At 62.7% G+C, this 25325-nt stretch carries 25 protein-coding genes; 17 read left to right on the top strand and 8 right to left on the bottom strand.

The features are described from left to right. Positions 1-15: 15 nt before the first annotated feature. The 17 genes from iscU to ASF66_RS19375 all read left to right on the top strand — a co-directional run bounded on the left by iscU (position 16) and on the right by ASF66_RS19375 (position 15241). Positions 16-402, top strand: coding sequence for a Fe-S cluster assembly scaffold IscU (iscU, locus tag ASF66_RS19295; protein WP_043186545.1), 387 nt, complete (start codon positions 16-18; stop codon positions 400-402). A 90-nt stretch (positions 403-492) separates the two neighbouring features. Beyond that, a complete protein-coding gene (gene iscA, locus ASF66_RS19300; RefSeq protein WP_049861896.1) occupies positions 493-816 on the top strand; it encodes an iron-sulfur cluster assembly protein IscA in 324 nt (107 codons plus the stop codon). Between the two features lie 9 nt (positions 817-825). After that, entirely contained in the window at positions 826-1347 is a 522-nt protein-coding gene (gene hscB / locus ASF66_RS19305; RefSeq protein WP_056844989.1) for a co-chaperone HscB, read from the top strand. Positions 1348-1393: 46 nt separating this feature from the next. Then, positions 1394-3256, top strand: a complete 1863-nt coding sequence (gene hscA, locus ASF66_RS19310) for a Fe-S protein assembly chaperone HscA (protein ID WP_056844990.1) — start codon at positions 1394-1396, stop codon at positions 3254-3256. Positions 3257-3259: 3 nt separating this feature from the next. After that, positions 3260-3601, top strand: a complete 342-nt coding sequence (fdx, locus tag ASF66_RS19315) for an ISC system 2Fe-2S type ferredoxin (RefSeq protein WP_043186555.1) — start codon at positions 3260-3262, stop codon at positions 3599-3601. Positions 3602-3614: 13 nt separating this feature from the next. Beyond that, positions 3615-3815: a Fe-S cluster assembly protein IscX gene (gene iscX, locus ASF66_RS19320; protein WP_049861900.1), complete on the top strand. Its 201-nt coding sequence runs from the start codon at positions 3615-3617 to the stop codon at positions 3813-3815. An 88-nt stretch (positions 3816-3903) separates the two neighbouring features. Beyond that, entirely contained in the window at positions 3904-4329 is a 426-nt protein-coding gene (gene ndk / locus ASF66_RS19325; protein WP_043186559.1) for a nucleoside-diphosphate kinase, read from the top strand. 28 nt (positions 4330-4357) lie between these two features. Beyond that, positions 4358-5506 carry a 23S rRNA (adenine(2503)-C(2))-methyltransferase RlmN gene (gene rlmN, locus ASF66_RS19330; protein ID WP_056844991.1) on the top strand — a complete coding sequence of 383 codons (1149 nt, stop codon included), beginning with the start codon at positions 4358-4360 and terminating at the stop codon, positions 5504-5506. Between the two features lie 14 nt (positions 5507-5520). Then, entirely contained in the window at positions 5521-6276 is a 756-nt protein-coding gene (gene pilW / locus ASF66_RS19335) for a type IV pilus biogenesis/stability protein PilW (protein WP_056844992.1), read from the top strand. Beyond that, the gene (locus tag ASF66_RS19340) at positions 6273-7259 is read left to right on the top strand and encodes a RodZ domain-containing protein (protein WP_056844993.1); all 987 of its coding nucleotides are present in this window, start codon (positions 6273-6275) and stop codon (positions 7257-7259) included. Before pilW ends, ASF66_RS19340 begins: the two co-directional genes overlap by 4 nt. A 1-nt stretch (position 7260) precedes the next feature. Further along, on the top strand, positions 7261-8370 hold the full coding sequence (gene ispG, locus ASF66_RS19345; RefSeq protein WP_056844994.1) for a flavodoxin-dependent (E)-4-hydroxy-3-methylbut-2-enyl-diphosphate synthase: 1110 nt from the start codon (positions 7261-7263) through the stop codon (positions 8368-8370). Positions 8371-8392: 22 nt separating this feature from the next. After that, the gene (hisS, locus tag ASF66_RS19350; protein ID WP_049861905.1) at positions 8393-9682 is read left to right on the top strand and encodes a histidine--tRNA ligase; all 1290 of its coding nucleotides are present in this window, start codon (positions 8393-8395) and stop codon (positions 9680-9682) included. A gap of 42 nt (positions 9683-9724) precedes the next feature. Further along, entirely contained in the window at positions 9725-10366 is a 642-nt protein-coding gene (locus ASF66_RS19355) for a YfgM family protein (protein ID WP_049861906.1), read from the top strand. Next, complete coding sequence (gene bamB / locus ASF66_RS19360) at positions 10359-11513, top strand: outer membrane protein assembly factor BamB (protein ID WP_049861907.1); 1155 nt, start codon at positions 10359-10361, stop codon at positions 11511-11513. The genes ASF66_RS19355 and bamB overlap by 8 nt, the downstream gene beginning before the upstream one ends. A 120-nt stretch (positions 11514-11633) precedes the next feature. Beyond that, positions 11634-13097: a ribosome biogenesis GTPase Der gene (gene der / locus ASF66_RS19365; RefSeq protein WP_049861908.1), complete on the top strand. Its 1464-nt coding sequence runs from the start codon at positions 11634-11636 to the stop codon at positions 13095-13097. 198 nt (positions 13098-13295) lie between these two features. Continuing rightward, the gene (locus ASF66_RS19370; protein ID WP_056844995.1) at positions 13296-14444 is read left to right on the top strand and encodes a pyridoxal phosphate-dependent aminotransferase; all 1149 of its coding nucleotides are present in this window, start codon (positions 13296-13298) and stop codon (positions 14442-14444) included. Further along, positions 14432-15241 carry an amidohydrolase gene (locus ASF66_RS19375; RefSeq protein WP_056844996.1) on the top strand — a complete coding sequence of 270 codons (810 nt, stop codon included), beginning with the start codon at positions 14432-14434 and terminating at the stop codon, positions 15239-15241. Before ASF66_RS19370 ends, ASF66_RS19375 begins: the two co-directional genes overlap by 13 nt. A 117-nt stretch (positions 15242-15358) precedes the next feature. Here ASF66_RS19375 and leuA read toward each other — a convergent pair whose 3' ends face one another. The 8 genes from leuA to ASF66_RS19415 form a co-directional block, all read right to left on the bottom strand. Continuing rightward, a complete protein-coding gene (gene leuA, locus ASF66_RS19380; protein WP_056844997.1) occupies positions 15359-17029 on the bottom strand; it encodes a 2-isopropylmalate synthase in 1671 nt (556 codons plus the stop codon). 383 nt (positions 17030-17412) lie between these two features. Then, the gene (locus tag ASF66_RS19385) at positions 17413-18234 is read right to left on the bottom strand and encodes a M23 family metallopeptidase (protein WP_056844998.1); all 822 of its coding nucleotides are present in this window, start codon (positions 18232-18234) and stop codon (positions 17413-17415) included. A 3-nt stretch (positions 18235-18237) separates the two neighbouring features. After that, a complete protein-coding gene (xseA, locus tag ASF66_RS19390) occupies positions 18238-19617 on the bottom strand; it encodes an exodeoxyribonuclease VII large subunit (RefSeq protein ID WP_056845163.1) in 1380 nt (459 codons plus the stop codon). Positions 19618-19710: 93 nt separating this feature from the next. Next, a complete protein-coding gene (locus ASF66_RS19395) occupies positions 19711-20679 on the bottom strand; it encodes a peptide ABC transporter ATP-binding protein (protein ID WP_049861913.1) in 969 nt (322 codons plus the stop codon). After that, positions 20679-21647, bottom strand: a complete 969-nt coding sequence (locus ASF66_RS19400; RefSeq protein ID WP_056844999.1) for an ABC transporter ATP-binding protein — start codon at positions 21645-21647, stop codon at positions 20679-20681. Before ASF66_RS19400 ends, ASF66_RS19395 begins: the two co-directional genes overlap by 1 nt. Before the next feature lie 10 nt (positions 21648-21657). Continuing rightward, a complete protein-coding gene (locus ASF66_RS19405) occupies positions 21658-22569 on the bottom strand; it encodes an ABC transporter permease subunit (RefSeq protein WP_049861914.1) in 912 nt (303 codons plus the stop codon). A gap of 10 nt (positions 22570-22579) precedes the next feature. Beyond that, a complete protein-coding gene (locus ASF66_RS19410) occupies positions 22580-23590 on the bottom strand; it encodes an ABC transporter permease subunit (protein WP_049861915.1) in 1011 nt (336 codons plus the stop codon). Positions 23591-23666: 76 nt separating this feature from the next. Beyond that, positions 23667-25262 (bottom strand): ABC transporter substrate-binding protein, encoded by a 1596-nt coding sequence (locus ASF66_RS19415; RefSeq protein WP_056845164.1) that lies wholly within the window; start codon positions 25260-25262, stop codon positions 23667-23669. Positions 25263-25325: the final 63 nt, after the last annotated feature.

The following is a 25325-nucleotide window of genomic DNA, read 5'->3' on the forward strand; positions in this document are numbered from 1 at the left end:
GTAAGGATCAATACCATGGCTTACAGTGAAAAGGTCATCGACCACTACGAAAACCCACGTAACGTGGGCAAGATGGACGCCGAAGATGCCGACGTCGGCACCGGCATGGTCGGCGCTCCGGCGTGCGGCGATGTGATGCGTCTGCAGATCCGTGTCAACGAGCAGGGCATCATCGAAGATGCCAAGTTCAAGACCTACGGCTGCGGTTCGGCCATCGCTTCCAGCTCCCTCGCCACCGAGTGGATGAAGGGCAAGACCCTGGACGAAGCCGAAACCATCAAGAATACCCAGCTGGCCGAAGAACTGGCGTTGCCGCCGGTGAAGATTCACTGCTCGGTGCTCGCCGAGGACGCCATCAAGGCGGCCGTGCGCGACTACAAGCAGAAGAAAGGTCTGCTCTGAGTCAGAGCGAAGCTGGACACAGTCGAAGGTTCGATACAGCGCGGTGCGGGTGACCGCTCGCGCGAAACCGTTTGCAGGTAAGGAGTCACGATGGCTATCAGCATGACAGAAGCCGCCGCCAACCATGTTCGTCGTTCCCTCCAGGGGCGTGGCAAGGGTGACGGCATTCGCTTGGGCGTACGCACCACCGGTTGCTCGGGCCTGGCCTACGTGCTGGAGTTCGTCGATGAAGCCGGTAGCGAAGACAAGGTCTTCGAGAACCATGGCGTCAAGGTGATCATCGATCCCAAGAGCCTGGTCTACCTGGACGGCACCGAACTCGATTTTGTCAAGGAAGGGTTGAACGAAGGCTTCAAGTTCAACAACCCCAACGTGCGCGGCGAATGTGGCTGCGGCGAAAGCTTCAATATCTGAGGCACATCCGTGGGTACTCCTTGTCATTTCGCCCTGTTCGACCTCAAGCCCGGCTTTCGCCTGGACCTCGATCAACTGGCCACGCGCTATCGCGAGTTGGCCCGTGAGGTCCATCCCGATCGCTTTGCCGATGCCTCCGAGCGTGAGCAGCGCCAGGCCCTCGAAAAGTCTGCGGGCCTGAACGACGCCTACCAGACCTTGAAGGCCGCGCCCAAGCGTGCGCGCTATTTGCTGTCCATCAGTGGCCAGGAAGTACCGCAGGAAGTCACGGTTCACGATCCGGACTTTCTTCTGCAGCAGATGCAGTGGCGCGAAGAGCTCGAAGACCTGCAGGACAGCGCCGACCTGGCGGGCGTGGCAACGTTCAAGCGGCGGGTCAAGACCGCGCAGGCTGAACTCGAAGACAGCTTCGCTGCCTGTTGGGATGACGCTGCACAACGCGAACAGGCCGAACGCCTGATGCGGCGCATGCAGTTCCTCGACAAGCTTTCCTATGAAGTGCGCCAGCTCGAAGAGCGCCTCGACGATTAACCCAGTGTCGCTACGGCCGCACGCCTGAATTCCTGACCTGATAAGCATGGCCCTACTGCAGATCGCCGAACCTGGCCAGAGTCCTCAACCACACCAGCGTCGTCTGGCCGTGGGGATCGACCTGGGCACTACCAATTCGCTGGTCGCTGCGCTGCGCAGCGGTCTCTCCGAACCCCTGGCGGACGCAGACGGGCAGGTCATCCTGCCGTCCGCCGTGCGCTATCATGCCGACCGCATCGAAGTGGGAGCGGCTGCCAAGGCCGCTGCTGCCAGCGATCCGCTCAACACCGTGCTCTCGGTCAAGCGCCTGATGGGCCGCGGCCTGACCGACGTCAAGCAACTGGGCGAGCAATTGCCCTACCGCTTCGTCGGTGGCGAGTCGCACATGCCGTTCATCGAAACCGCACAAGGTCCGAAGAGTCCGGTGGAAGTGTCCGCCGACATCCTCAAGGCCCTGCGTCAGCGAGCCGAAGACACCCTGGGTGGCGAGCTGGTGGGGGCGGTGATCACCGTGCCTGCCTATTTCGACGATGCCCAGCGCCAGGCCACCAAGGACGCTGCGCGTCTGGCCGGTCTGAACGTCTTGCGCCTGCTCAACGAGCCCACCGCCGCGGCCGTGGCCTATGGCCTGGATCAACACGCCGAAGGATTGGTGGCGATCTACGACCTGGGTGGCGGGACATTCGACATTTCCATCCTGCGCCTCACCGGTGGTGTGTTCGAAGTACTGGCCACCGGCGGCGACAGCGCGCTGGGCGGTGATGACTTCGACCATGCCATCGCCGGCTGGATCGTCGAGCAGGCCGGTGTATCCGCCAACCTCGACCCAGGTGCGCAACGCCAATTGCTCCAGGCGGCCTGCGCTGCCAAGGAAGCATTGAGCCAGGCGCACAGCACCACCATCACGTACGGCAGTTGGACTGCGGAACTCACCCGTGATGCTTTCCAGACCCTGATCGAGCCCATGGTCGCGCGCAGCCTCAAGGCGTGCCGGCGCGCCGTGCGTGACGCGAACATCGAGATCGACGAGATTCTCGCCGTGGTCATGGTCGGCGGTTCCACTCGCGTTCCGCGTGTGCGTGAAGCGGTGGGCGAGCTGTTCGGGCGCCAGCCCCTGACCGACATCGACCCGGATCAGGTAGTGGCTATCGGTGCCGCCATCCAGGCCGATACCCTGGCCGGCAACAAGCGTGACGGCGGGGAACTGCTACTGCTCGACGTCATTCCCTTGTCCCTGGGGCTGGAAACCATGGGCGGGCTGATGGAGAAGGTGATTCCGCGCAACACCACCATTCCCGTCGCCCGTGCCCAGGATTTCACCACTTATAAAGACGGCCAGTCGGCCCTGCTGGTGCATGTGCTGCAGGGTGAGCGCGAGCTGATCAGCGACTGCCGTTCCCTGGCCCGTTTCGAACTGCGCGGCATTCCTGCCATGGTGGCTGGTGCGGCGAAGATCCGCGTCACCTTCCAGGTCGATGCCGATGGCCTGCTCAGCGTGTCCGCCCGCGAGCTGGGTTCGGGCGTCGAGGCGAGCATTCAGGTCAAGCCGTCCTACGGTCTGACCGACGGCGAGATCGCCCGGATGCTCACCGATTCCTTCCAGTACGCCGGCGATGACAAGGTCGCTCGCCAGTTGCGTGAACACCAGGTCGACGGTGAGCGTCTGATCGAGGCCGTACAGGCCGCGCTGGACGCCGACGGCGAGCGTCTGCTCGACGACGAGGAGCGCATGGTGATCGGCCTGCAGATGGACGAGTTGCGCGCGCGGGTCAAAGGCAGTGACGGTCCGGCCATCGAACAGCAGACCAAGCTGCTGTCGCAGGTGACCGATGCGTTCGCCGCGCGTCGCATGAACAATGCCGTGAAAGACGCCCTGTCAGGGCGCAACCTGAATGAAATTGAGGAATAACTGATGCCGAAGGTGACATTTCTGCCCCACGCCGAGCATTGCCCGGACGGTATGGTGGTCGAGGCTGAAACCGGCAGGTCGCTGCTCGACGTCGCCCACGATCATCACATCGAGATCGAGAGTGCCTGCGGCGGCGTTTGCGCCTGCACCACCTGCCACTGCGTGATCCGCGCCGGTTTCAACACGCTGGAAGAAGCCGACGAGCTGGAAGAAGACTTCCTCGATCGCGCCTGGGGGCTGGAGCCGACTTCGCGTCTGAGCTGCCAGGCCAAGGTCGGCACCGAGGACATCACCGTCGAGATTCCCAAGTACTCGCTCAATCACGCTGCCGAAGCGCCGCACTGACCGAGGGGTTGTCATGAGCTATGGTTGGAATGATGTACAGCGCATCGCCGAGGAGCTGGAAGAGCAGCACCCGGATCTGGACCCGTATTCGATCGGCTTCACCCGCCTGCAGCAGATGATCAAGGCGCTGCCGGATTTCGACGACACCTCCGGTCGCGTCGGCGAGAAGGTGCTCGAAGCGGTGCAGACCCTCTGGGCCGCCGAAAAAGACTGATCGATTTGCAGGTTAGGCAATACCCCGGAACCCGCGTATAATTCGCGGGTTTAATTTTTCGCTTCAATCACCGTTTCTGGAGTTTCACATGGCTGTTCAACGTACTTTCTCCATCATCAAGCCCGACGCTGTCGCCAAGAACGTCATCGGCGAGATCACCACCCGTTTCGAAAAAGCCGGTCTGCGCGTCGTTGCCTCGAAACTCAAGCAACTGTCCAAGGCCGAGGCCGAAGGCTTCTACGCCGAGCACAGCGCTCGTGGCTTCTTCGGTGAACTGGTTGCCTTCATGACTTCCGGCCCGGTTGTCGTTCAGGTTCTGGAAGGCGAAAACGCCATCGCCCTGAACCGCGAGCTGATGGGTGCCACCAACCCTAAAGAAGCCGCTGCCGGTACCATCCGCGCCGACTTCGCCGAGTCGATCGACGCCAACGCCGTTCATGGTTCGGACTCCGAAGCCGCTGCTGCTCGCGAAATCGCATACTTCTTCGCTACTACCGAAGTAACCACTCGCTAAGCTACGGCTCACGAGTGAAGGTGAATCCATGACTGATATGACTGGCAAGACGAACCTGTTGGGGCTGACTCAACCGGAAATGGAACAGTTCTTCGACTCGATCGGGGAGAAGCGCTTTCGTGCCGGTCAGGTCATGAAGTGGATTCACCATTTTGGCGTGGACGATTTCGATGCCATGACCAACGTCGGCAAGGCCCTGCGCGAAAAGCTCAAGGCCTGTGCCGAGATCCGCGGCCCCGAAGTGGTCAGCGAGGACATCTCCACCGACGGCACCCGCAAATGGGTGGTGCGCGTGGCGTCCGGCAGCTGCGTCGAGACCGTCTACATCCCCCAGGGCAAGCGCGGCACCTTGTGTGTTTCGTCCCAGGCGGGCTGTGCCCTGGACTGCAGTTTCTGCTCCACCGGCAAACAAGGCTTCAACAGCAACCTCACCGCCGCCGAAGTCATCGGTCAGGTGTGGATTGCCAACAAATCCTTCGGCAGCGTCCCGGCGACCGTCGACCGTGCCATCACCAACGTGGTGATGATGGGCATGGGCGAGCCGCTGCTGAACTTCGACAACGTCATCTCGGCCATGCGCCTGATGATGGATGACCTGGGCTATGGCATCTCCAAACGCCGTGTCACCCTGTCGACCTCGGGTGTCGTGCCGATGATCGACGTGCTCGCCGATCACATCGACGTGTCCCTGGCCCTGTCGCTGCATGCGCCCAACGACGCACTGCGCAACCAGCTGGTACCGATCAACAAGAAGTACCCGCTCAAGATGCTGCTCGAGTCGTGCCAGCGCTACATGTCGCAATTGGGCGAAAAGCGTGTGCTGACCATCGAGTACACCTTGCTCAAGGACGTCAACGATCAGCTCGACCATGCCATCGAAATGGTCGAGCTGCTCAAGAACGTACCGTGCAAGATCAACCTGATTCCGTTCAACCCGTTCCCTCATTCCGGTTACGAGCGGCCGAGCAACAACGCCATCCGTCGTTTCCAGGATCACCTGCACCAGGCCGGCTTCAACGTGACCGTGCGCACTACCCGTGGCGAGGATATCGACGCCGCCTGTGGTCAGTTGGTGGGGCAGGTCATGGACCGCACGCGTCGCAGTGAACGCTACATCGCCGTACGCCAATTAGGCGCTGAGGCCGATATGCCGCAAACTGCCGCAAATCGGAACTGAACGAGAGGAACTCCATGACCCTGCGCGCCGCGCTGCTGATCGTCTTCGCCTTGCTGACCGGCTGCGTCACCACGGGCAAGGTCAATCCGATGGACACCAGCAAGGGTCGGGACGAGGCGCGTCAGGCCTACGTGCAACTGGGTTTGGGGTACCTGCAGGAAGGCAGTACCGAGCGGGCCAAGATTCCCTTGAAGAAGGCCCTGGAGCTCAACGGTTCCGACGCCGACGCCAATGCGGCATTGGCCTTGGTGTTCCAGGCGGAAATGGAACCCGAGCTTGCCGAACAGCACTTTCGCAAGGCTTTGAACGCACGCAGCGATGCCCGTATCCTGAACAACTACGGCAGCTTCCTGTATGAACAGAAACGCTACCAGGAAGCCTACGAACTGTTCGAGAAGGCCGCCGCTGACACGCTCTACCCAGAGCGCTCGCGGGTCTTCGAAAACCTTGGCATGACAGCGGCGGCCCTGGGCCAGCGTGAGGTGGCACGGCAGAACCTGGAGAAAGCGCTGCGGCTCAACCGCCAGCAGCCGCGGGCGCTGCTGGAAATGGCTGAAATGTCGTACCAGGACATGCAGTATGTGCCGGCCAAGGAGTATTTCGACCGGTTCACCCAGTTGAGCGAGCAAACCGCGCGCAGCCTGCTGCTCGGCACGCGTCTGGCGAAAGTCTACGAAGACAAGAACAAGGCCGCCAGTTATGGCCTGCAACTCAAACGGCTTTATCCCGGTACGCCGGAATATCAGCAATACCTGTCGGAGCAAAGATGAAAGCGGCGCATCCCGAAGTAGCAGCAGGCTCTCGTGTAAACCCCGGCGATACCTTGCGTCAGACCCGTGAAGGCAAAGCGTGGTCGTTGCCCGAGGTGGCCGCGCGGCTGAACCTCACCCCGGCCTCTTTGGCCAACCTGGAAGCGGGCGCGTTCGACAAGCTGCCCGGCCACACTTTTTCCCGTGGCTACATTCGCGCCTATGCCAAATTGCTTGGCCTGGATCAGGCCGTGCTGGTGCAGGCGTTCGATCAGTACACCGGCACCAATGCGCAGGGCAGCAACGTTCATGGCCTGGGCCGCATCGAAGAACCTTCGCGCCTGGCCCACAACCTGCTGCGCATCGTCAGCCTGATGCTGGTGCTGGCCCTGGTGGGTGGCGGCTTCCTCTGGTGGCAGGACAAGACCACGGCCCGTGGCACCGATCCAACCAACGTTGCGCTGGAGCACGTCGAAGTCGAAAGCGCCGACGGCACGACCCAGATTCATCCATTGGACGAGCCTGAAGACCAGGCCGTGGTGGCTGCGCGCGAAGGCGAACCCACCGCGTTGAGCCTGGGGCAGGGCCAAACCCCGGTTGACCCGGCCACTACCGGCACACCGGCGACCACGACTACCCAGCCATCTGCGACCGTTGCGCAGACGCCTGCAACTGTTGCCACACCTGTACCTAATGCAGCGACAACACCTGCCGCGCCGGCCCCTGCCGCCGCGTCTGCGCCAGCCGAGGCGCCCGTGGCCGGGCAGGGCCAGGTCGGCATGAATTTCGTCGCCGACTGCTGGACCCAGGTCACCGATGCCACCGGCAAGGTGCTGTACAGCGGTCTCAAGCGCAGTGGCGAAAATCTTCAGGTCAGCGGCAAGCCGCCGCTTTCCATACGCCTGGGCGTGGCCAATGCCGCCCAGGTGACTTACAACGGTCAAGCGGTGGATGTCGCACCCTTTACCAAGGGCAATACTGCTCGCATGAAGCTGGGGCAATAACATGCACGGTGAGTCTCCGATCAAGCGCCGCGAATCGCGCAAAATATGGGTCGGCTCGGTACCGGTGGGGGGCGACGCGCCCATCGCCGTGCAGAGCATGACCAACACCGACACCAATGATGTCGATGCCACCGTCGGGCAGATCCAGCGCCTGGTCGATGCAGGCGCCGACATCGTGCGCGTGTCCGTGCCCGACATGGACGCCGCCGAAGCCTTCGGGCGCATCAAGCAGCGCGTCAGCGTGCCGCTGGTGGCCGACATCCACTTCGACTACAAGATTGCCCTGCGCGTAGCCGAGCTGGGTGTGGACTGCCTGCGCATCAACCCCGGCAACATCGGTCGCGAAGACCGCGTGCGCGCCGTGGTCGATGCCGCGCGCGATCGTGGCATCCCGATCCGTATCGGCGTCAACGCAGGCTCCCTGGAAAAGGACCTGCAGAAGAAGTACGGCGAACCGACCCCGGAAGCGCTGGTCGAGTCCGCGCTGCGTCACGTCGAGCATCTGGTGCGCCTGGATTTCCACGACTTCAAGGTCAGCGTTAAGGCTTCCGACGTGTTCATGGCTGTCGACGCCTATCGTCTGCTGGCCAAGCAGATCATTCAGCCGCTGCACCTGGGGATCACCGAAGCCGGAGGCCTGCGTTCGGGTACGGTCAAGTCGGCGGTCGGCCTGGGCATGCTGCTGGCCGACGGCATCGGCGACACCATTCGCATCTCGCTGGCGGCCGATCCGGTGGAAGAGGTCAAGGTCGGCTACGACATTCTCAAGTCGTTGCGCCTGCGTTCGCGCGGCATCAACTTCATTGCCTGCCCCAGCTGCTCGCGACAGAACTTCGACGTGGTCAAGACCATGAACGAGCTCGAAGGCCGTCTCGAAGACCTGCTGGTGCCGCTGGACGTCGCGGTCATCGGTTGCGTGGTCAACGGTCCGGGCGAAGCCAAGGAAGCCCATGTCGGCCTCACTGGTGGCACGCCGAACCTGATCTACATCGACGGCAAGCCGTCGCAGAAACTGACCAATGACAACCTGGTGGATGAGCTCGAGAAGCTGATCCGGCAGAAGGCTGCGGAAAAGGTCGAAGCCGATGCGGCGTTGATCGTCCGCGGCTAACAGGGATTTCTAAGGATATTTTGTGAGCAAGACTCTGCAAGCCATTCGTGGCATGAACGACATCCTGCCTGAGCAGACGCCGCTGTGGCGTTACTTCGAAGGCACCGTGGCCGGTTTGCTGGACGGTTACGGCTACCGCCAGATCCGCATGCCCATCGTCGAGTTCACCGACCTGTTCAAGCGCTCCATCGGCGAAGTCACCGATATCGTCGAAAAGGAGATGTACACCTTCGAGGATCGCAACGGTGATTCCCTCACGCTGCGTCCTGAAGGCACGGCAGCCTGTGTCCGCGCGGTGCTCGAACATGGCCTGAGCGGTGGTGGCCAGGTGCAGAAGCTCTGGTACATGGGCCCGATGTTTCGCCATGAACGGCCGCAGAAGGGGCGCTATCGCCAGTTCCACCAGATCGGCCTGGAAGTGTTCAACCTCGACGGTCCGGACATCGACGCCGAGCTGATCGTGCTGACCTGGCGCCTGTGGAAACTGCTGGGCATTCGCGACGCGGTCACCTTGGAACTCAACAGCCTGGGCACCAGCGAAGCCCGCGGTCGCTACCGCGAGGCGTTGGTGGAATTTCTCACCGCGCACCTGGACCAGATCGACGAAGACAGCCAGCGCCGCCTGAAGACCAACCCACTGCGCGTGCTCGATACCAAGCACCCGGAAACCCAGGCGGTATTGGTCAACGCGCCGAAGCTGGCCGATTATCTCGACGAAGAGTCGCGCGTGCATTTCGAGGGCTTGAAGGCGCGTCTGGATGCCGCTGGCATTCCCTACGTGATCAACCCCAAGCTGGTGCGGGGCCTGGACTACTACAGCAAGACCGTTTTCGAGTGGGTCACCGACAAGCTGGGCGCTCAGGGCACCGTCTGTGCCGGCGGCCGCTATGACGGCCTGGTCGAGCAGATGGGTGGCAAACCGACGCCGGGCGTGGGGTTTGCCATGGGCATCGAACGTCTGATCCTGTTGCTCGAAACCCTGGAACAGGTGCCCGAATCCATTGCCCGGCAGGTCGACGTCTACCTCTGCGCCTTCGGCGAACAGGCCGAGTTGGCAGGTCTGACCCTCGCCGAGCGGCTGCGCGACCAGGTACCGGGTCTGCGCCTGATGGTCAACGCCGGTGCCGGCAGTTTCAAGAGCCAGTTCAAGAAGGCCGACAAGAGCGGTGCCTTGTACGCCTTGATCCTGGGGGACGACGAACTGGCCCAACAAGTGGTAGGTTTCAAACCCCTGCGCGGCCAGGGCGAACAACAGAACATTGCCTGGTCGGCGTTGGCCGACCATCTGGCGACCTGCGTTGTGCAGGGCTGAATCAAGCAAGCATCAAGCATTTGCGCGAATAGGAGCATTGGGGTGTCGAGTACCGAAGACGAACAAATGGGCGAACTCAAGGACTGGTGGCAGCGTAACGGCAAGCCCCTGGTCACCGGTGGCCTGCTGGCCCTGGTGGTCGTGTTCGGCTGGCAAGCCTGGACCCGCTATCAGAGCAACCAGTCGCAGAGCGCTTCCAACCTGTACCAGCAGTTGCTGGAAGCCAGCCTGACCCCGACCGGCAAGCCCGATACCGCCCAGGTGGCAGACCTGGCCGGCAAGCTCAAGAACGAGTTCGGTGGTACTGCCTATGCGCAGTACGCCAGCCTGTTCCTGGCCAAGGCCGCCGTCGATGCCGGCAAGCTCGATGATGCCGCCGCCGAACTCAAGACGGTGGTCGACAAGCCGGTCGACACCACCCTGGGCGAAGTGGCGCGTCAGCGCCTGGCGCAGGTCCTGGCCGCGCAGAACAAGGCCGAAGACGCCTTGAAGCTGCTCGACGGCGATGCCGACAAGGCGTTCCTGGCAGCCCGCGAAGAACTCAAGGGTGACCTGCTGGTGCAACTGGGCCGCAGCGACGACGCCTATGCCGCCTATCAAAAAGCCAAGGCTGCGCTGTCCGATGAAGCGGCGGTGGGTGGCCTTCAAATCAAGCTCGACGACCTGGCCAAAGGGGATGCGTGACGTGATCCGTTGGAAACATGCAGCATTGCTGGCCCTGGCCTTGATGGCCGTGGGTTGCAGCAGCAACAGCAAGAAGGAACTGCCCCCGGCCGAACTCACCGACTTCAAGGAAGAAGTGTCCTTGCAGAAGGTCTGGAGCCGCGGTATCGGCGACGGCCAGGGCAAGACCTACAACATGCTCGTGCCGGCGATCGAGAACGATCGCATCTACGCCGCCGATGTAACGGGCGAGGTAGTCGCGATGAACCGCATGACGGGCGACGTCCTGTGGAAGAAAGACCTGGACCAGCCGGTTTCCGGTGCCGTGGGCGTAAGCTACGGCCTGGTGACCCTGGGCACCTTGCGCGGCGACGTGATCGCACTTGACGCCGACACCGGTGAGCAACGCTGGAAAAAACGCGTGAACAGCGAAGTGCTGGCGCCACCGGCCAACAACGGCAACGTCGTGGTGGTGCAGACCCAGGACGATCGCCTGATCGGTCTGGATGCCAGCACCGGTGATCAGCGCTGGATCTACGACAGCACTCCAGCGGTGTTGACCCTGCGCGGTACGGGCGCCCCCCTGGTGACCAATCAGCTGGCGATCGCCGGTCTGTCGACTGGCAAGGTCGTTGCGCTCGACATCTCAAACGGCGTGCCGGTCTGGGAAGCTCGGGTCGCCGTGCCTCAGGGCCGTTCCGAACTGGATCGTGTGGTCGACATTGACGGTGGCCTGCTGTTGTCCGGCGGCACGCTGTATGTGACCACCTACCAGGGTCGCATGGCCGGCCTGGACCTGGAAAGCGGGCGTGTACTGTGGCAGCGCGATGCGTCCAGTTACGCAGGTGTCGCGCAGGGCTTCGGCAACGTCTACACCAGCCTGGCCTCGGGCACTGTGGAGGGCGTCGACGAGCGTTCCACCACCGCCCTGTGGAGCAATGATCAACTGGCGCGTCGCCAGCTGTCGGCTCCCGAAGTGTTTTCCAGCTACATCGCGGTGGGCGACCTGGAAGGTTACGTCCACCTGCTGAGTCAGGTCGACGGTCGTTTCGTCAGCCGTACTCGGGTCGACAGTGACGGTGTACGGGCTCGCCCGCTGGTCGTTGGCGACATGCTTTATATTTACGGCAACAGTGGCAAGCTGGAAGCCCTGACCGTCAAGCAGTGATTGACTATGCTTCCAGACACCCACGGGTGCCTGGAAGCCGCTTCGTTTGAAGCGCCTCGAACTCCGGCCGCTGCCTGCAGCGGCCTTTGTATTTTCTGAATCAACGCAGTGGAGAGCCGCATGGTTCCCGTAATCGCCCTGGTGGGCCGACCCAACGTCGGTAAATCCACCATGTTCAACCGCCTGACCAAAAGCCGTGACGCCATCGTCGGCGACCTGTCTGGTCTTACCCGTGATCGCCAATACGGTGAGGCGCGCTGGCAAGGGCGTTCCTACATTCTGGTCGACACCGGTGGTATTTCCGGTGACGAACACGGCATGGACGAGAAGATGGCCGAGCAGTCGCTGCTCGCCATCGAAGAAGCCGATGTCGTGATGTTCCTGGTCGATGCGCGCGCGGGTTTCACCGCCGCCGACCAGATGATTGCCGAGCACCTGCGCAAGCGTAACAAGCGCTCGCTTTTGGTCGCCAACAAGGTCGACAACGTCGACCCCGAGATGGCCAAGGCCGAATTCGCCCCACTGGGCATGGGCGACGCCATCCCCGTGGCCGGTGCGCAGGGCCGCGGTGTCAACGCGCTGCTCGAAGCCGCCTTGAGCGAGTTCCCGCGCGACGAGGAAGAAGTCGACCTCAACGCCGAGGTCGCCGAGGGCGAGGAAGCCGTGCGCATTCCGGGCCCGAGCGAGAAAGATGGCATCAAGATCGCCATCATCGGTCGACCCAACGTCGGCAAGTCGACGCTGGTCAATCGCATGCTCGGCGAAGACCGGGTGATCGTCTATGACCAACCAGGTACGACTCGCGACAGTATCTACATTCCCTTCGAACGCAACGAAGAGAAGTACACGCTGATCGACACGGCCGGTGTGCGCAAGCGCGGCAAGATCCACGAGGAAGTGGAAAAATTCTCGGTGGTCAAGACGCTGCAGGCGATTAAAGACGCCAACGTGGTGATCTTCGTCATGGATGCACGCGAAGGCGTAGTCGACCATGACCTGAACCTGCTGGGCTTCGCCCTGGAAACCGGGCGCGCCATCGTTATCGCGCTGAACAAATGGGACGGCATGCAGCCCAGCGAGCGCGACTATGTGAAGGTTGAGCTGGAGCGGCGGTTGTTCTTCGTCGACTTCGCCGACATCCACTTCATTTCGGCGCTGCATGGCACCGGCGTGGGTAACTTGTATGCTTCGGTGCAGGCGTCGTTCAAGTCGGCGATCACCCGCTGGCCGACCAGCCGCCTGACCCAGATCCTCGAGGACGCGGTGCAGGAGCACCAGCCGCCGATGGTCAACAGCCGCCGGATCAAGCTGCGCTACGCTCACCTGGGTGGTGCCAACCCGCCGTTGATCGTGATCCACGGCAACCAGGTGGAGAAGGTACCGAAGTCGTACGTGCGCTATCTGGAAAACACGTATCGCCGCGTGCTCAAGCTGGTCGGTACGCCGATCCGTATCGAGTTCAAGGGTGGCGAGAACCCGTACGAAGGCAACAAGAACACGCTCACCGACCGCCAGGTCAACAAGAAGCGTCGCCTGATGTCGCACCACAAGAAAGCCGACAAAAAGCGCCGCGACAAGCGCTGATACACCGCGGTGGTGCCGGACGCGGCTCGCGCCGCTGCTACAGGGGAATGTGTAACCCGCATCAGCGGCGCACGCCGCGTCAACGCCCCATGCGTTCCATCAGGCCCCCCGCAATCCCTGTAGCAGCGGCGCAAGCCGCGTCGGCGGTGTATGCGGTCTGCCTGCTACACTGGGGAACGTTTTCCCAGGGAGCGGCCCATGATCAGCAGTAAGCTGCCGAATGTCGGCACCACCATCTTCACCACCATGTCCCAGCTCGCCGCACAAACCGGCGCTTTGAACCTGTCTCAAGGCTTTCCTGATTTCGACGGTCCGCCTGCCTTGCTCGAAGCCGTCGGGCGGCATGTGCTGGCCGGGCATAACCAATACTCGCCCATGACCGGGCTGCCCGCCCTGCGCGAACAGGTTGCGTCCAAGGTCGAGCGGTTGTATCGACGTCGTGTGGATGCCGAAAGCGAAATCACCATCACCCCCGGCGCCACACAGGCGATTTTCTGCGCGATTCAGGCCACCATTCGCCACGGCGATGAAGTGATCGTGTTCGATCCCTGCTACGACAGCTACGAGCCCGCGGTCGAATTGGCGGGCGGCACGTGCGTGCACGTGCAACTGAATGCTGCGGATTTCAGCATCGACTGGCAGCAACTGGGCCAAGCGATCAACGCGCGTACCCGAATGATCGTGATCAACACGCCGCACAACCCCAGCGGTGCCCTGATCACTGCCGCCGAACTCGACCGCCTGGCGACCTTGATCGCCGACCGCGACATCTACATCCTCAGCGACGAGGTCTACGAACACCTGGTGTTCGATGGCGTCGCCCATGCCAGCGTGCTGGCCTGCGAGCGGCTATACGAGCGGGCTTTCGTGGTCAGCTCGTTCGGCAAGACCTATCACGTCACCGGCTGGAAAACCGGCTACGTCATCGCACCGCCCGCGCTGACTCGGGAGCTGCGCAAGGTGCACCAGTACGTCAGTTTCTGTGGCGTCACGCCCTTGCAGCATGCCTTGGCCGAGTACATGGCTGAACACCCCGACCACGTGGATGCGTTGCCTGGGTTTTATCAGGGCAAGCGCGATCTGCTCTGCGATCTGCTGACCGATTCGCGGTTCACGTTTGTGCCCACGCCCGGCACCTATTTTCAACTGGTCGACTATTCGGCGATCCGCCCCGACCTCAACGACGTCGACATGGCGCTGTGGCTGACGCGTGAGCATGGCGTAGCCAGCATTCCGGTTTCGGTGTTCTATCGCACGCCGGTTCCGGACCAGCGCCTGGTTCGCTTGTGTTTCGCCAAACGTGAGGAGACGCTGCGCGAGGCAGCTCACAAACTATGCCGAATCTGACGGAAGCAACCCTGGCCGAGCAGGCCCCTGAGCTAAGAATCGCGCTGATCCAGACCCAATTGGCCTGGCACGACCGCGAGGCCAATCTCGAACACTTCGATACCTTGCTGGAACAAGCCCAGGGCGCCGATCTGGTGGTCTTGCCCGAGATGTTCACCACTGGCTTTTCGATGGAGTCCGAAAGCCTGTGCGAGCCGGAGAACGGGGTGACCCACGACTGGCTGCTGGCGTGGGCCAACAAGCTCGATGCGGTGGTCACCGGAAGCGTGATCGTCCAGGCTGCCGATGGCAGCTACCGCAATCGCCTGCTGTGGGCCTGCCCGGATGGGCGGATGCTGCACTACGACAAGCGTCATCTGTTTCGCATGGCGGGAGAGCACGAACACTACTGCCCCGGCGAGCGCCAAGCGGTGTTCGCCGTGAAGGGCTGGCGCGTGCGTCCGTTGATCTGTTACGACCTCCGTTTTCCGGTGTGGAGCCGAGATGGCGAGGGCACCGACCTGCTGCTGTACACGGCCAACTGGCCGGGCTCGCGGCGCATGCACTGGAACCGCCTGCTGCCGGCCCGTGCGATCGAGAACCTCTGCTACGTGGCGGCGGTGAATCGGGTGGGCACCGACGGCAAGGGCTTTGCCTACACGGGTGACAGCCAGTTATTGGACTTTCAGGGCGAAACCCTGTTGTGCGCGGGTGAGGCCGACGGCGTGTTTCATGCCAGCTTCGATGCCCAGGCCCTGCACGCCTATCGCAGCAAGTTCCCGGCCTACTTGGACGCTGACGAATACGAGTTGCGCTAGGAACGCTCATACCTGACACACCGCGGTGTGGTTTTCGCGGCCGATGACCGCTCCTACGGGGTAGCGCAGGCATAAAAAAACCGGCCCTGAAGGCCGGTTCCTGTGTGGCTGCCCGTATCAGGCAGCTTTCGCTTCCTGCTGGCTCAGCGAGCGATTCAGTGCGCTGAACAGCGCCTTGAAGCTGGCGGTGGTGATGTTTTCATCCACGCCAACACCATGCACCGGACGTCCACCGGCCACACGCAGCTCGATATAGGCCGCGGCCTTGGCGTTGGTGCCAGCGCCAATGGCGTGTTCGTTGTAGTCCATGATCTCGACCGCGACCGGCATGGAGGCCACCAGCGCTTCCAGGGCGCCGTTGCCCTTGCCGCGCCAGTGCTGGGTTTCACCGTCGCTGTGCACCTCCACGTCAACCGCACTGTTGCCGTTCTCTTCCTGCAACCGATGGCTGATCAACGCATAGGGCGTGTTGGCCTGCAGGTACTCCTTGCGCAACAGCGCATAGATCTGCTGAGCGGTCATTTCAAGGCCGAGGCGGTCGGTCTCGCCCTGTACTACCTGACTGAACTCGATCTGCATGCGACGCGGCAGGCTGATGCCGTATTCCTGTTCGAGCAGGTAGGTGATGCCACCCTTGCCCGACTGGCTGTTGACGCGGATGACTGCCTCGTAGCTGCGACCGATGTCGGCCGGGTCGATCGGCAGGTAGGGCACTTCCCACACCGTGCCTTCCTTCTGCTGGGTGAAACCCTTGCGAATGGCGTCCTGGTGCGAGCCGGAAAACGCGGTATGGACCAGATCGCCGACATACGGATGACGCGGATGCACCGGCAACTGGTTGCATTCCTCGACCACCTTGCGAATGCCGTCGATGTCGGAGAAGTCCAGCTCGGGATCGACGCCCTGGGTGTACAGGTTCAAGCCAAGGGTCACCAGATCGACGTTACCGGTCCGCTCGCCGTTGCCGAACAGGCAGCCTTCCACGCGATCTGCACCGGCCATCAGGCCCAGTTCGGTGGCGGCCACGCCGGTGCCACGGTCGTTGTGGGTGTGCAGGCTGAGCAGCACGCTGTCGCGACGATTGATGTGACGGCCGAACCATTCGATCTGATCGGCATAGATGTTCGGGGTGGACACTTCCACGGTCGCTGGCAGGTTGAGGATTACCTTGTTCTGCGGAGTGGGGTTCCACACTTCGATCACCGCATCGCAGACTTCCTTGGCGAACTCGAGCTCGGTGGCGCTGAACGTCTCCGGCGAGTACTGGAAGGTCCACTGGGTTTCCGGCTGCTGCGCTGCGTATTTGACGAACAGCTTGGCGGCATTGACCGCGATGTCCTTGACGCCCTGTTTGTCCTGGTTGAAGACGATCTTGCGGAAGGACGGCGAAGTGGCGTTGTACAGGTGAACGATGGCTTTCTTGGCGCCCTTGAGCGATTCGAAGGTGCGCGCGATGAGGTCTTCGCGGGCCTGGGTCAGGACCTGAATGGTCGTGTCGTCCGGGATGTGGCCATCTTCGATCAAGGTGCGCACGAAATCGAAATCGGTCTGCGAAGCGGAAGGGAAGGAGGCTTCGATTTCCTTCACGCCCACGGCGACCAGGGTTTTCCAGAAGCGCAGCTTCTTGACCGCATCCATGGGTTCGATCAGTGACTGGTTGCCGTCGCGCAGGTCGGAGCTGCACCAGATGGGCGCGGCGGTGATGGACTTCGACGGCCAGGTGCGATCGGGGAGGTCAATAGTCGGGAACGCGCGGTACTTCTGCGACGGGTCTTTGAGCATGGACATGGTGAAAATCCTTGGTGAGCAGCCTGGGGAAAGGGCCTGCCGGTCATTCGAAAAGGTGAGGGGCGAGGCGACGCGTTTCAGCCAGGCAGTCGTGCACTGACCAGGCAGAGGCTGCGGTGCTGGCGGAGCTGGATGAGGGTATGGGCGGTTTTCATGACCTCAACCCTAACCATTGGGGTGAAAAATGGCAAGGGTATTGAGGAAAATGGTAGGAGAGTTGGCTATCTTGGAGCAGGCGAGATTTTATTGCTGAATATTTGGAAAGGGGTGCCAGAGATTGCGTGGCTTCAAGGGGCGGCGCAATGCATTGGGTCGACGGTGCGGCCTTCGCGGGCAGAGCCCGCTCCCACAGGTCAAGCAGTGCTGAGAGGATTTCCGGTGGATCAAGGCTGGAAGGCGTTGATGAAGATTGCCGGATCGACCCGGGCATCGTTCAGGCTGACGTTCCAGTGCATGTGCGGCCCGGTGGCGCGGCCTGTGGAGCCTACGCGTCCGACCACGGCGCCGCGCACCAGGTCCTGGCCGACCTTCACGTCGATCTTTGACATGTGGCAGAACATGCTGATGAACCCCTGCCCATGGTCGACGAACACCGTGTTGCCATTGAAGAAGTAGTCGCCCACCAGGATCACCTTGCCATTGGCAGGCGTCTTGATCGGCGTGCCGGCGGGCACTGCGAAATCCAGGCCGGAGTGCGGATTGCGCTCCTCGCCATTGAAGAAACGGCGTACACCGAACTTGCTCGACAAGGGGCCGCTGACCGGCTTGTCCAGCAGCAGATTACTCGGTATGCCGGGGCTGAAGCTACGGTAGGCGCGCAGCTGTTCGGCGAGTTCGCCGTCGATGCGCTTGATGTCCGCCGGGTTGGGATTGACCTGGCGAGTGTTCTTCAAGGTGATCCGCTGTTCGGGGTACTTCTTGCTGCCAATCTCGAAACCGATTGCGCGACCGGCCACGCTGACCTGCGCCTGGCCAGGCTTGGCGGTCAAAGGGATGCCGACGATCGCGCGCCAGGTACCTTGCTCATTGACCACCAGCACGCGCTTGCCATCGTAGGTCGCCTTGGGCGCCTGGCTGGCGTTGCCCAGATCCACCACTGCCACGCCGCCGGGCACCGGCTTGTTCAACAGCCGGGTGATGTAGCTGTCCGCCTGAGCGAACGAGGACAGGCACAACAGCAGGGCGACAACGAGAAAACGCGGCATGGATCAATCCAGTAAAGAAAGGGTAACGGGCGTGAGGTGATTGTCTTCCACACGCACTTCAAGCTCGCCTTCGCCCAATCTTGCGATCAGGCGCTGACCGCGCTGGGTCTGCTCGGCGCTGCGGATGGCCTGACCCTGCTCGTCGAGCAGTATGCTGTAGCCGCGCCCGAGGGTGGCCAGCGGACTGACCACGTGCAGTGTCTGCACCTGGCTCTGCAACTGCTGGCGCCGGTCCTTGAGCGTGTCACGCATGGCGCGAGGCAAGCGCTCGGCCAGGCCATCCAGGCGCTGCTTGAGCAGGCGCAGCACACGGTCCGGATGCTGCCCGGCCAGGCGTGTCTGCAACTGCGCCAGGCGATGCGCACGCGCAGTCATCTGCCGCTCGAAGGCGCGGCGCATGCGCATGTCCAGATCATCCAGGCGTTGTGCCTGCTGGCGCAGGCGCTCGCCGGGGTGGCGCAGGCGTCGAGTCAGCCCCTCCACGCGCAGGCGTTCGTGGGCCAGGCGATTGTGCATGCGCAACACCAGGCGTCGCTGCAGGCTGTCGAGCCGCCGTTGCAGGTCGCCGGCATCGGGCGCCAGCAACTCGGCGGCCGCAGAAGGCGTCGGCGCACGCACATCGGCCACGAAGTCACTAATGGAAACGTCGGTCTCGTGACCCACGGCGCTGACGATGGGCGTGACGCACGCATCGACGGCGCGCGCCACGGCTTCCTCGTTGAAGCACCAGAGGTCCTCCAGCGAGCCGCCGCCACGGGCCAGGATGATCGCATCGAAGCCGCGCGCATCGGCCAGGCGCAGAGCGCGGACGATCTGTGCGGTGGCCTCGCGGCCCTGCACGGCGGTCGGGATCAGGGTCAGCTGGATCTGCGGGGCACGTCGACGGAACACGCTGATGATGTCGCGGATCACTGCGCCGGTCGGCGAACTGACGATACCGATGCGTTGCGGATGCGCCGGCAGGGCCACCTTGCGTTCGCTGCTGAACAGACCTTCGGCGTCGAGCTTTACCTTGAGCGCGTCGAACGCCATGCGCAGCGCGCCGTCGCCGGCAGGCTCCACGGTATCGAGAATCAGCTGATAGTCGCCACGGCCCTCGAACAGCGAGACCTTGCCGCGCACTTTCACCGCTGCGCCATCCTTGAGCACCTGGCGCACGCGTTGAGCGTTCTGCCTGAACAGGGCACAGCGCACCTGGGCGCCGCTGTCCTTGAGCGTGAAATAGACGTGCCCGGACGCCGGACGCGCCAGGTTGGAGATTTCACCTTCGACCCAGATATTGCTGAAGACATCTTCGAGCAACACACGGGCGCGGCCATTGAGCTGGCTGACGGTGATGACCTCGCGATCGAGGTTCAGGCGGGCAAAGGGGTCTTTGATCATGTTCGGCATCATAGAGACATTCGTCTGCGGATGCACTGGGGAGAAAGGGGAGCTGCAGGCCTCTTCACCGATTGGCGAAGAGGCCTGCAGGCGTTACAGGAACTGCTCGGCGTAGTGACACGCCACCTGCCGCGTATCCACCGGCCGGAACGCCGGTACTTCGGTGCTGCAGCGCTCGGTGGCGTACGGGCAACGCTTGTGGAACGCACAGCCCGACGGCGGATTCAGCGGGTTGGGCAACTCGCCGACGATCTTGATCTTGGGCTTGAGCGGGTCCGGTTTGATGGTCGGCGTGGCCGACAGCAGGGCCTGGGTATAGGGATGCAGAGGACGGGTGTAGATGTCTTCCTTGGGCCCCATTTCCGCCGGCCGGCCCAGGTACATCACCAGCACCTGGTCGGCTACATGACGCACCACGGCCAGGTTGTGGGAGATGAACACATAGGCCGTGTTGAACTCCTGCTGCAGGTCCATGAACAGGTTCAGCACCTGTGCCTGGATCGACACGTCGAGGGCCGAGGTGGGTTCGTCGGCGACCAGCACTTTGGGTTGCAGCATCATGGCGCGGGCCAGGGCGATGCGCTGGCGCTGGCCACCGGAGAACATGTGCGGGTAGCGCTGGTAGTGTTCGGGGCGCAGGCCGACCTGCTGCATCATCGCCTGGACCTTCTCGCGGCGCTCGGCCTTGCTCAGGGAGGTGTTGATCAGCAGCGGCTCGCCGAGTTGGTCGCCGATCTTCTGCCGAGGGTTGAGCGAAGCATAGGGGCTCTGGAACACCATCTGCACGTCCTTGCGCAGTTGCTTGCGCTCGGCCTTGCTGGCGCCTGCCACTTCCTGGCCGGCGATCTGCAGCGAACCGGAGGATGGTTCTTCGATCAGGGTCAGCGCGCGGGCCAGGGTCGACTTGCCGCAGCCCGACTCACCGACCACGGCGAGGGTCTTGCCGGCTTCCAGCTCGAAGGAGACGCCATTGAGGGCACGCACCACGGCATGGGGCTTGAAGAGCCCGCGCGAAACATCGTAATGACGGGTAAGGTCGCGGGCGGTCAGTACGACGCTCATCACGCCACCTCCTGATTGAGTGGGTAGAAACAACGCGCCAGGCTCTGGGCTTTGGGGTCCAGGGCCGGGCGTTCGGTGCGACAGTTGTCCCGCACGTACGGGCAGCGCGGCGACAGCAGGCAGCCCTGCGGACGGTCGTAGCGGCCGGGGACGATGCCGGGCAGAGTGGCCAGGCGCTCGGCGCCTTCGCTGTGCTCCGGGATGGCCATCAGCAACGCTTCGCTGTAGGGGTGCGCAGGAATGTCGAACAGTTGCGGCACATGGCCCACTTCCACTGCCTGACCGGCGTACATCACGCACACGCGCTGGGCGGTTTCAGCCACCACGGCCAGGTCGTGGGTGATCAGGATCAGACCCATGTTCTGCTCTTGTTGCAGGCTGAGCAGCAACTCCATGATCTGCGCCTGGATGGTCACGTCCAGTGCGGTGGTCGGTTCGTCGGCGATCAGCAGCTTGGGCTCACCGGCAATCGCCATGGCGATCGCGACGCGTTGGCTCATGCCCCCGGACAGCTGATGCGGATAGGCATCCAGGCGGCTTTCGGCTGCCGGGATTTCCACCTTCTTGAGCAATTCCAGAGCACGCTGGCGCGCGGCCTTGCCGGACATGCCCAGGTGCTGGCGCAAGACTTCCTCGATCTGGAAACCCACGGTGTAGCTGGGGTTAAGCGCAGTCATCGGGTCCTGGAAAATCATCGCCAGGTCCTTGCCGACCACCTTGCGCCGTTGCCGGGCGTTGAGCTTGAGCATGTCGTGGCCGTCGAAGACCAGCGAGTCGGCGGTGACGATGCCGGGTGCATCGATCAGGCCCATCAGGGCCATCATGGTCACCGATTTGCCCGAGCCCGATTCGCCGACGATGGCCAGCACTTCGCCCTTGTCCACGCTCAGGTCCAGCCCGTCCACGACCGGTACGGCCTTGGCATCGCCGAAACGTACGTTCAGGTTGTTGATATTCAAAAGTGACATGATCGGCTCCTCAGGCGGCGTTCTTGAGTTTGGGGTCCAGCGCATCGCGCAGCCCGTCGCCCATCAGGTTGATTGCCAGCACGCTGAGCAGAATGGTCAGGCCCGGCAGGCTCACCACCCACCAGGCGCGTTCGATGTAGTCACGCGCCGAAGCCAGCATGGTGCCCCATTCCGGCGTTGGCGGTTGTACGCCCAGGCCCAGGAAACCCAGGGCGGCAGCGTCGAGAATCGCCGAGGAAAAGCTCAAGGTGGCCTGCACGATCAGCGGCGCCATGCAGTTGGGCAGCACGGTGATGAACATCAGGCGCGGCAACGTAGCCCCGGCCAGGCGCGCGGCGGTCACGTAGTCGCGGTTCAGTTCGCCCATCACCGCAGCGCGGGTCAGGCGCACGTAGGAAGGCAGCGACACCACGGCAATGGCGATCACGGTGTTGATCAGGCCAGGGCCGAGGATGGCGACGATCGCCACGGCCAGCAGCAGCGATGGCAGCGCCAGCATGACGTCCATCAGGCGCATGATCGACGGCCCGAGAATGCGCGGGAAGAATCCGGCCAGCAGGCCCATCAGAATGCCGGGGATCAGCGACATCACCACCGACGACAGGCCGATCAGCAGCGACAGCCGCGAGCCCTGGATCAGGCGCGAAAGCAAATCACGGCCCAGCTCGTCGGTGCCCAAGATGAATTGCCACTGGCCGCCTTCCAGCCATACCGGCGGGGTGAGGAGGAAGTCACGGTACTGCTCGCTGGGGTTGTGCGGCGCCACCCACGGCGCGAACAGCGCGCAGAAGACGATGATCAGCATGAACACCAGGCCCGCCACGGCGCCCTTGTTCTTGGCGAATGCCTGCCAGAATTCCTTGTACGGGGAGGGGTAGAGCAGGCTCTGATCCACCGCGACCGTTTCGATTTTCGTAGTCATGGATAGGGTCTCAACGCTGATGACGGATGCGTGGGTTGGCCAGGCCGTAGAGGATATCCACCACGAAGTTGACCAGGATCACCAGGCAGGCGATCAACAGGATGCCGTTCTGCACGACAGGGTAGTCACGGGCGCCGATGGCCTCGATCAGCCACTTGCCGATGCCCGGCCACGAGAAGATGGTTTCGGTCAGTACCGCACCGGCCAGCAAGGTGCCGACCTGCAGGCCGAACACGGTCAGCACCGGAATCAGCGCGTTGCGCAGACCGTGCACGAACACCACGCGAGTCGGCGACAGGCCCTTGGCGCGGGCAGTGCGCACGTAGTCCTCGCGCAGCACTTCGAGCATCGAGGAGCGGGTCATGCGGGCGATCACCGCCAGCGGAATGGTGCCCAGCACGATGGCGGGCAGAATCAGGTGCTGCAGGGCGTCCAACCAGGCGCCTTCGTCTTCGCTGAACAACGTGTCGATGAGCATGAAGCCGGTTTTCGGCTGGATGTCATAGAGCAGGTCGATGCGCCCCGACACTGGCGTCCAGCCCAGGGTCACCGAAAAGAACATGATCAGGATCAGGCCCCACCAGAAGATGGGCATGGAATAGCCGGCCAGGGAAATACCCATGACCCCATGGTCGAACAGCGATCCTCGCTTGAGCGCGGCGATCACACCCGCCAGCAGGCCGAGCACGCCGGCGAAGATCAGCGCGGCGATGGACAGCTCCAGCGTGGCCGGAAACAGCGCGGTGAACTCGGTCCACACGCTCTCGCGCGTACGCAGCGACTCACCCAGGTTGCCCTGGGCGAGATTGCCGATGTAATCCAGGTACTGAGCATACAGGGGCTTGTTCAGACCCAGGCGTTCCATCGCCTGTGCGTGCATTTCGGGGTCGACCCGACGCTCGCCCATCATCACTTCGACAGGGTCACCGGGAATCAGGCGTATCAACGCGAAGGTCAATAGCGTGATGCCGAAGAAAGTGGGGATCAGCAATCCCACACGTCGGGCAATAAAACTAAACATCGTGCGTAGTACCTCATCAGCCGGTTAGGCAAGCCGCGCATCCGCCCGGGTGGGCGCCGATACGCGGCGTCTTTTTCTACTTCACCTGGGTGGTGGCGAAGTTGTTATTGGTCATCGGGCTTATGTGGAAGCCTTCGACGTTCTTGCGCATGGCCGAGAACAGACGTGGATACGCCAGGCTCAACCAGGGTTGCTCTTTGAGAAAAATGACCTGCGCCTGTTCGTAGAACGCCGCGCGTGCTGCCGGTTCAGTGGTTTCGCGGGCCTGGCTGACCAGGGCGTCGAATTCCTTGTTGCACCAGCGCGCGGCGTTTTCGCCGTTCTTCGCTGCTTCGCAGGTAAGGTTCGGGCTGAGGAAGTTGTCCGGGTCGCCGTTGTCGCCGGCCCAACCGTAGAAAGCCAGGTCATGTTCGCCCAGTTTCAGGCGCTTGATCAACTCGCCCCATTCCAGCACGCGGATGTCCAGCTTGATGCCAACCTTGGCCAGGTCGGCCTGCAACAATTGCGCTGCGAGGCTGGAGTTGGGGTTGGTCGGGCTGCTGCCGTTGCGCGCGAAGATGGTGAACGAGGTGCCTTCCGGAACGCCGGCTTCCTTGAGCAGCGCGCGGGCCTTGTCCGGATCGTAGGGCAGGTCTTTGAGGCTGTGGTTGTAGCCCAGCAGCGTGGTCGGGTAGGGCCCCACGCCCGGTGTCGCGTTGCCCTCGCCGAACAGGGTACGAACGAAGGTCTGCTTGTCGAAGGCCATCTGGATGGCCTGGCGCACGCGAACGTCGCTCAGGTATTTGTGAGTGGTGTTGATGGCCACATAGCTGGTCATCAAGGCATCCATCTCGGCGATCTTGAGCTGAGGATCGGCCTTGATGCCGGGTACGTCGTCTGGCTTGGGATAGACCGCCACCTGGCACTCGTTGGCCCGCAGCTTCTGCGCCCGCACGTTGTTGTCCACGGTGATGGCGAAAATCAGCGGGTCGGCCGGTGGCTTGCCCTTGTAGTAATCGGGGTTGGCCTTGAAGCGAACCTGGGCGTCCTTGCTGTAGCGCACGAACACGAACGGCCCGGTGCCGATCGGCTTGCTGTTCAAGTCGGCGGTCTTGCCGGCCTTGAGCAACTGGTCGGCGTATTCGGCTGAGTAGATCGAGGTGAAGGGCATCGCCATGTCGCGCAGGAACGGCGCTTCGGGGCGCTTGAGCACGAAACGCACGGTCATGTCGTCGAGCTTGTCGATGCTCTGGATCAGATCACCCATGGCCATCGATTCGAAATAGGGATAGCCCATGGTCGACTTGTCATGCCAGGGGTGCTTGGCGTCGAACTGGCGCATGAAGCTCCACAGCACATCGTCGGCATTCAGGGCGCGGGTCGGCTTGAAGTAGTCGGTGGTGTGGAACTTCACGCCTTCGCGCAGGTGGAACGTATAGGTCTTGCCGTCTTCACTGATGTCCCAACTCTTGGCCAGCCCCGGCTGGATGTCGGTGGTGCCCGGCGTGAAGTCGACCAGGCGGTTGAGCACCGTCTCGGCCGAGGCATCGCTCGTGACCGCGCCGGTGTATTGAACGATATCGAAACCTTCGGGGCTGGCTTCGGTGCAGACCACCAGCGGTTTGGCACTGGCGCCCAAGGTCAGGCCGAGCAGGGCGGCTGCCACGGCAGCCTTCAGAGATAGCGTTTTCATCATTGCCCTCGCAATCGCACGTAAGCGTAGCCGCTGCCCGGGATTCGTCGAACCCCGGGCAGC

Origin of the sequence: Pseudomonas sp. Leaf129, assembly GCF_001423465.1 — a bacterium.
GTDB lineage: Bacteria > Pseudomonadota > Gammaproteobacteria > Pseudomonadales > Pseudomonadaceae > Aquipseudomonas > Aquipseudomonas coleopterorum.